This window comes from Bacillus cereus group sp. BfR-BA-01492 (assembly GCF_022662815.1).
GTDB classification, from domain to species: Bacteria; Bacillota; Bacilli; order Bacillales; family Bacillaceae_G; genus Bacillus_A; species Bacillus_A cereus_BD.
This window is the reverse complement of sequence record NZ_JAKUEH010000026.1, coordinates 21,408-28,213: the sequence shown is the minus strand read 5'-3', so window position 1 is coordinate 28,213 and position 6,806 is coordinate 21,408. Positions and strand designations below refer to the sequence as shown.

The window sequence follows — 6,806 nt, the reverse complement described above, 5'->3', positions numbered from 1 at the left end:
TCCAATAAAGTTTGTCTAGCATCATAAATAAAAATTGACGTTTCACGTTGTTTGTTTCGTTCAGTTTTCAGAGAACTCGTTTGTCGCTTCATTTGCGACTTCCTTATGTTAGCATCTCTTCTTTTCGATGTCAACTAAGTTTTTTATTTCTTTTTTTCGCTTTCTGCGTGCTTCGCATCAGCGACGTGTATTAATATATCATGCGTTTTCTACCTGGTCAATACTTTTTATAAAAAATTTCACATCCGATTATTTCTACTCAATAGAGCTAAGAAACAAATAAACAATATTATTTTGATAAAAAATTCTAAATTTTATGTTATATTTATAATAGGAGTGTGATATAGGAATGGGGATTAAATATTCAAACAAGATCAATAAAATTCGTACGTTTGCATTAAGTTTAGTTTTTATCGGACTATTTATTGCATACTTAGGGGTCTTTTTCCGAGAGAACATTATTCTTATGACTACTTTTATGATGATTGGTCTCTTAGCCGTTCTAGCTAGCACCTTTGTCTACTTTTGGATTGGAATGTTATCTACAAAAACTGTACAAATTATTTGTCCAGGCTGTAACAAACCGTCTAAAATGCTTGGACGTGTAGATGTATGTATGCATTGTAATCAACCTTTAACTCTTGATCCAAACTTAGAAGGAAAAGAATTTGATGAGAAATATAATAAAAAAACTATACAGCACACAAATAGTAATAAAGAAAGAGACTGACGTAATCGTCAGTCTCTTTCTTTATTTATTACGCCTTATGACATTCTGGACATACGCCATAAATCTCTAAGCGATGACTATTAATAACGAAGCCCGTTGTTTTTGCAGCTTCATCTTCCAGTTTTTCCAAACCTTCATAAGGAAAATCAACAATCTTACCACATTTTTCGCAAATCACATGATAATGTTGACTTGTAACATAATCAAATCTACTTGAAGCGTCTCCGTAAGTTAATTCCTTTACAAGTCCTACTTCTTTAAATACACGTAAATTATTATAAACAGTTGCAACACTCATATTTGGAAACTTACCTTCTAACGCTTTATAAATTTCATCCGCTGTTGGGTGTGTCATAGATTCCACAAGGTACTCTAAAATAGCATGACGCTGTGGAGTAATTCGTACACCCGTATTTTTCAGCATTTCTAGCGCTTCTTTTAATTCTTCTTTGACCACCGTCATGCACCCCGATTCTATACGGATTATTATTTTATAATTCTTATAAAGAGTGTACTCCTTTTCTTGTCAATCGTCAATATTTCTACTGTAACTAGATGGTTTTTATTTTGCATCTATCCTTATTTTTATGTATGTTTGCCCCCTTTTTATACATATAAAAAGCGAAACTTTAATCCATCTTTCATTGCAGCAAAAATCATCTTTTTACTTCAAATGTAATAAAGCACAGAAAAAAAGTGCGATATAATCGCACTTGGAATACTATCATCTGAGGAGGTATGCCCTACCCTTTTAATGTATGAAGAACACTGAAAAATGTATAGACATATGTCTGATAGGAAACACTTCTTTCTTATTTCATAAAGTTTCCTCCTAGATCCTAAATAGAAAAAAGATAAATAGAAGGAAATACAATTGCTAACAAAAAATGTTACTCCACTATACGTTTCTCGTATAGAAAAGATATATTTATGCCTGCTTTTTTATACTTTCTAATACTTCTTCGACATGTCCCTTTACTTTCACTTTACGCCATTCTTGTACAAGTTCACCATTTTTATTAATAAGAAAAGTCGAACGTTCAATTCCCATATACTCTTTACCAAAGTTTTTCTTTAATTTCCAAACCTCATATTGTTCTGCTACCTTATGATCTTCATCCACTAATAGTAAAAATGGTAATTCGTGTTTTTCAATAAATTTTACATGTCTATTGGCTGGATCCGGGCTTACTCCAAGAATGACAGTATCATTTTCTTGAAATACTCCATATGCATCTCGAAAATCACACGCTTCTGTTGTACACCCCGGTGTCATATCTTTTGGATAGAAATATAAAACAACATGTTTCCCTCTAAAATCAGATAACTTAATTTGTTCTCCGTTGCTTGCTTCCAAAGTAAAGTCTGGTGCCATTTCTCCTACTGCGATCATGCTTATCACTCCTTTTGCCTTCTACTATAACAAACATTTCCTTATTTTTCATTTTCTATTACAGTGCGAACAACGAACGCAAAGGGTAACGTATATCCAATTAAAGCTTCTATAATCGCTATCCACCGTCCTATGCCAATCGGCGTAATATCTCCATAGCCAACCGACAATAAAGTCACCGCACTAAAATATAAACATGTTTCAACAAGCTGGAATGAATGAACCGTTAACTTTTCACCATCTTCTCTTAGTACTGTAAACCCACTTTCCTCTAAGACAACATAACTTAACCCAAACGCAATAAGTACTGTCGTATAAATTAAAAATAATGAAGTTAAATTATACAAAGAAAAAAACCGTTTCGAATCCGCACATCTCCATACTAGTTGAATACTTCTTAAAACTGCAATTGCTGCAATTAAGAGAATAAGTCCCCATAACATGTCCTCCACCTCATTTTATATGTATGAGGACTATATATAATTTATCCGTCGAAACAAATAAGCCTTTCTAATTAATTCCCAGCTCCTCGATATCTTTTTACTCCTTGATTCCAAAGCGTTATTGCAATCGCAAAACAAACGATACCAACAATTGGTGTTGCAAACGCATAGCTGTTCCACTCTGTTTTTCTAAGGAAATAGGCTGCCGGATAGACACCTACAAAAGCAAAAGGTAGTATGAATGTTAAAATAAAGCGAATGACACGGTTATAAATATTTACAGGATACCTTCCGTAATTTCCGATGTTATACATAAGTGGCATAATAGAACTTTTCGCATCTGACCAAAAACCAAGACTTGCAAGGGTTACAAATATCCCCCCATATACAAGTGCACCGCCTCCTACCATTAGTATAAATAGAAAGAAGTCGTACCAATGGAAAGAAAGTCGAAGTTCTGTTGCGGCATATCCCATCACAATCATTCCGGTCATCGCTCCAATTAATGATTCCAATTCCATTCTTTCTAATATAATTTGAAATAAGCTATGAATCGGTCTCGTTAATACACGATCCATTTCTCCTTTAATAATGTATCGATCATTAAAATCCCATATATTAAAGAACGCAGAAAAAATGGCAAATGGAACTAAGAAAAATCCGTAAATAAAGATTACCTCTTCCCGGCTCCATCCTTTTAATGCTTGTGTATGCCCGAAAACGACAAGAATGAAGATTAAATTAACAGCTTGTAATAGCAAGTCCGAAAGTAATCCGACGATAAAGTCACCACGATACTCCAATTTTGTTTTTATATATTGGCTTGCGTATTGTAAAAATAATCGTATATATAGCATCTCATCATCCCCCTTGTACAATTAGACGTTTTCTCGCCGTTTTCCACATCAGCACAATTGGAATAATAAGCATTACTGCCCAAATCATTTGAAAGAATAAAGCTCCATATAATTGATTTCCGCTTATCCCTTCAGAAAAAATCATACTTGGAATATAACTGATCGCTTGAAATGGTAAAAACATCATTGCCTTTTGGGCCCATAAAGGATAGAAACTAATCGGTAATAACAAACCAGAAAATAAATCAATCACAACTCGTTTCGCATACATAATCCCACTGTTATTAAATAAGAAAAAGGTAAGCATCCCCGTCATTAAGTTAATTTGTGTATTAATAATGAAACTAAATATTAGCGATAAAAAGAAATAGAACCACGTTTGAAAGTTCGTTGTAATTTGTAATGAGAATAATAAAGTTACAATCATCATTCCTGGTATTGAAAAAAATGCAAAGCGGAATATTCCTTCTCCCAGCCCTTGCATGACTTTCATTCCCAAGTAGTTATATGGACGAATTAATTCTACTGCTACACGGCCCTCTTGAATTTCCATCGCAATTTCTCGATCAATATTATTAAAATAAAAAGCGCGTGCCATCCAAGCAATTGCAATATAAGTCGTCATCTGCGAAATAGATAAACTTTCAATATTCTCTTTCCCACTATAAATGGCTTGCCATAAAAAGTAATACGCACCGATATTAATTGTATAAATTAATATACCGCTATAATAATTTGTGCGATAAGCAAGCATCATTAAAAAACGAATGCGAATCATTTCCATGTACTTACCCATGAGTCATACCTTCTTCATAAATGTTACGAATAATTTCTTCTGTAGACACTTCATTAATTTTTAAATCTTTAATTTGAAAAGCTTGTACTACTTTTGAAATAAGCATAGAAATCATGACTTCTTCGTTCGGTATTTTCGCAATCCATGTATGCTCATCTTTCGCTTTAGACCAACTAACTTGACTGTCTGGCATAATCATCGCTAATTGCTGAGGTGAAACATGCGAAACAAACTGAAAATGAATTTCCTTTTCCGCTCCCCATTGCGACCGTAAATTTTCTAAAGATCCATCGTACATAATATTCCCTTCATCAAGCATAATAACGCGCTCACATAATGCCTCAATATCAGTAATATCATGCGTTGTTAATAAAATCGTTGTTTTGTAGCGCTCATTCATCTCTTTTAAAAATTTACGTATCTTCAATTTCACAAGAACATCTAAGCCAATTGTCGGTTCATCTAAAAATAATAGCGGCGGATTATGAATTAAAGCTGCCGCTAATTCACAACGCATCCTTTGCCCAAGTGATAGTTTTCGCACTGGCTTATTTAATAAAGGGCCAATATCCAATGTTTCAATAACATGTTCCATATGCTCTTTATACTGTGCATCTGATACACCATATACTTTTTTCAATAAGCGAAATGATTCTTGTACAGCGATATCCCACCAAAGCTGAGATCGTTGACCAAATACAACACCGATTGTTCTTACGAATTCCTCTCTTTGTTTGTGCGGATTCATTCCGTTTACTGTAATTTCTCCAGATGTTGGAGTCAAAATCCCCGTTAACATTTTAATAGTCGTTGATTTACCAGCACCATTTTCCCCAATATAACCAACCATTTCACCTTGCTTGACAGTAAACGAAACATCATTTACTGCTGGTACTATTTTATAATTACGATTTAATAAATCGCGGAATGCACCCTTTAAGCCGGAGCGACTTGAGTAAGCTGTAAATTCTTTTCGTAATCCTTTTACCTCAATTACTGATTTCATAATCAGCCCTCCTTCCTAAATATCACAACGAATAGTTTACCCGAGCTAACATCTCTATCACAAATAATACGTCTTTCTGAAAAACATGTTAGAATAATACGTAGATTTTTGTAAGGAGATGAATGATAGTGAATTTCACAAAATCAGAAGCATTACATAAGGAAGCTTTAGAACATATTGTTGGTGGTGTGAATAGCCCTTCTCGTTCTTTTAAAGCAGTTGGAGGTGGTTCTCCCGTTGCAATGGAACGCGGAAAAGGTGCTTACTTTTGGGATGTAGATGGCAATAAATATATCGACTATTTAGCAGCATACGGCCCAATTATTACAGGACATGCTCATCCACATGTAACAGAGGCCATTAAAACGGCTGCTGAAAATGGCGTTTTATACGGAACACCAACAGCATTAGAAGTAAAATTTGCAAAAATGTTAAAAGAAGCAATGCCAGCTTTAGATAAAGTGCGTTTCGTAAACTCTGGTACGGAAGCTGTTATGACTACAATCCGTGTGGCTCGTGCTTATACTGGGCGCACAAAAATTATGAAATTCGCTGGTTGTTACCATGGGCATTCAGATTTAGTACTTGTTGCAGCTGGCTCTGGCCCTTCTACTCTTGGAACTCCTGATTCAGCTGGCGTACCACAAAGTATTGCTGAAGAAGTGATTACCGTACCATTTAACAATGTCGAAACTTTAAAAGAAGCACTCGACAAATGGGGACATGAAGTTGCAGCAATTCTTGTTGAACCAATCGTTGGAAACTTTGGGATTGTAGAACCGAAACCTGGATTCCTTGAACAAGTAAACGAACTTGTTCATGCAGCTGGCGCCTTAGTAATCTACGATGAGGTTATCACCGCTTTCCGCTTTATGTACGGTGGTGCCCAAGACCTTCTTGGCGTAACACCAGACTTAACAGCTCTTGGTAAAATTATTGGTGGCGGACTACCAATTGGAGCATATGGCGGTAAAAAAGAAATTATGGAACAAGTCGCTCCGCTTGGCCCTGCTTATCAAGCAGGTACAATGGCAGGAAATCCAGCTTCTATGTCAGCAGGTATCGCATGCTTAGAAGTATTAAAGCAAGAAGGCGTATACGAAAAATTAGATAAGCTTGGAGCAATGCTTGAAAAAGGTATTTTAGAACAAGCGAAAAAACATAATATCAATATTACAGTGAATCGCTTAAAAGGAGCACTCACTGTTTACTTCACTACAAATACAATTGAAGATTATGATGGTGCGCAAAATACAGATGGAGAAATGTTCGGTAAATTCTTCAAACTTATGCTGAAAGAAGGAATTAATTTAGCTCCATCCAAATATGAAGCTTGGTTCTTAACAACAGAGCATACAGCAGAAGACATTGAATATACAATTGAAGCTGTTGGTAGAGCATTTGCTGCTTTAGCAAAATAATAAAGAAAAAGAAAAAAATAGAGGCCTTTCTCTATTTTTTCTTTTTCCTATTTCATAAACCACACACAAATAGTATAATTATTCATAATTATCTGTTTTATCTCTCGTCACATTTATTGTACACAAATCCATCTATGTATTAAATAGTAAGATTATTTAA

8 protein-coding genes are annotated in these 6,806 nt (G+C 34.9%); 2 read left to right on the top strand and 6 right to left on the bottom strand.

Going from position 1 to position 6,806, the window contains the following annotated elements:
• Positions 1 to 349: 349 nt before the first annotated feature.
• Positions 350 to 730 carry a YgzB family protein gene (locus tag MR063_RS20310; protein ID WP_242201074.1) on the top strand — a complete coding sequence of 127 codons (381 nt, stop codon included), beginning with the start codon at positions 350 to 352 and terminating at the stop codon, positions 728 to 730.
• 28 nt (positions 731 to 758) lie between these two features.
• On the opposite strand, the gene perR is transcribed toward MR063_RS20310, so the two are convergent.
• The 6 genes from perR to MR063_RS20280 form a co-directional block, all read right to left on the bottom strand.
• Positions 759 to 1,187, bottom strand: coding sequence for a peroxide-responsive transcriptional repressor PerR (perR, locus tag MR063_RS20305; protein WP_207994911.1), 429 nt, complete (start codon positions 1,185 to 1,187; stop codon positions 759 to 761).
• Positions 1,188 to 1,658: 471 nt separating this feature from the next.
• On the bottom strand, positions 1,659 to 2,123 hold the full coding sequence (gene bcp / locus MR063_RS20300; protein ID WP_242201072.1) for a thioredoxin-dependent thiol peroxidase: 465 nt from the start codon (positions 2,121 to 2,123) through the stop codon (positions 1,659 to 1,661).
• A 41-nt stretch (positions 2,124 to 2,164) separates the two neighbouring features.
• Positions 2,165 to 2,566 (bottom strand): potassium channel family protein, encoded by a 402-nt coding sequence (locus MR063_RS20295; protein ID WP_242144452.1) that lies wholly within the window; start codon positions 2,564 to 2,566, stop codon positions 2,165 to 2,167.
• 71 nt (positions 2,567 to 2,637) lie between these two features.
• Positions 2,638 to 3,423, bottom strand: coding sequence for an ABC transporter permease (locus tag MR063_RS20290; protein ID WP_242201070.1), 786 nt, complete (start codon positions 3,421 to 3,423; stop codon positions 2,638 to 2,640).
• A 4-nt stretch (positions 3,424 to 3,427) separates the two neighbouring features.
• Entirely contained in the window at positions 3,428 to 4,219 is a 792-nt protein-coding gene (locus tag MR063_RS20285; protein WP_242201069.1) for an ABC transporter permease, read from the bottom strand.
• On the bottom strand, positions 4,212 to 5,225 hold the full coding sequence (locus MR063_RS20280) for an ABC transporter ATP-binding protein (RefSeq protein ID WP_242201066.1): 1,014 nt from the start codon (positions 5,223 to 5,225) through the stop codon (positions 4,212 to 4,214). Before MR063_RS20280 ends, MR063_RS20285 begins: the two co-directional genes overlap by 8 nt.
• A gap of 122 nt (positions 5,226 to 5,347) precedes the next feature.
• Here MR063_RS20280 and hemL point away from each other — a divergent pair, with 122 nt between their 5' ends.
• Positions 5,348 to 6,646 carry a glutamate-1-semialdehyde-2,1-aminomutase gene (gene hemL / locus MR063_RS20275; protein ID WP_242201064.1) on the top strand — a complete coding sequence of 433 codons (1,299 nt, stop codon included), beginning with the start codon at positions 5,348 to 5,350 and terminating at the stop codon, positions 6,644 to 6,646.
• Positions 6,647 to 6,806: the final 160 nt, after the last annotated feature.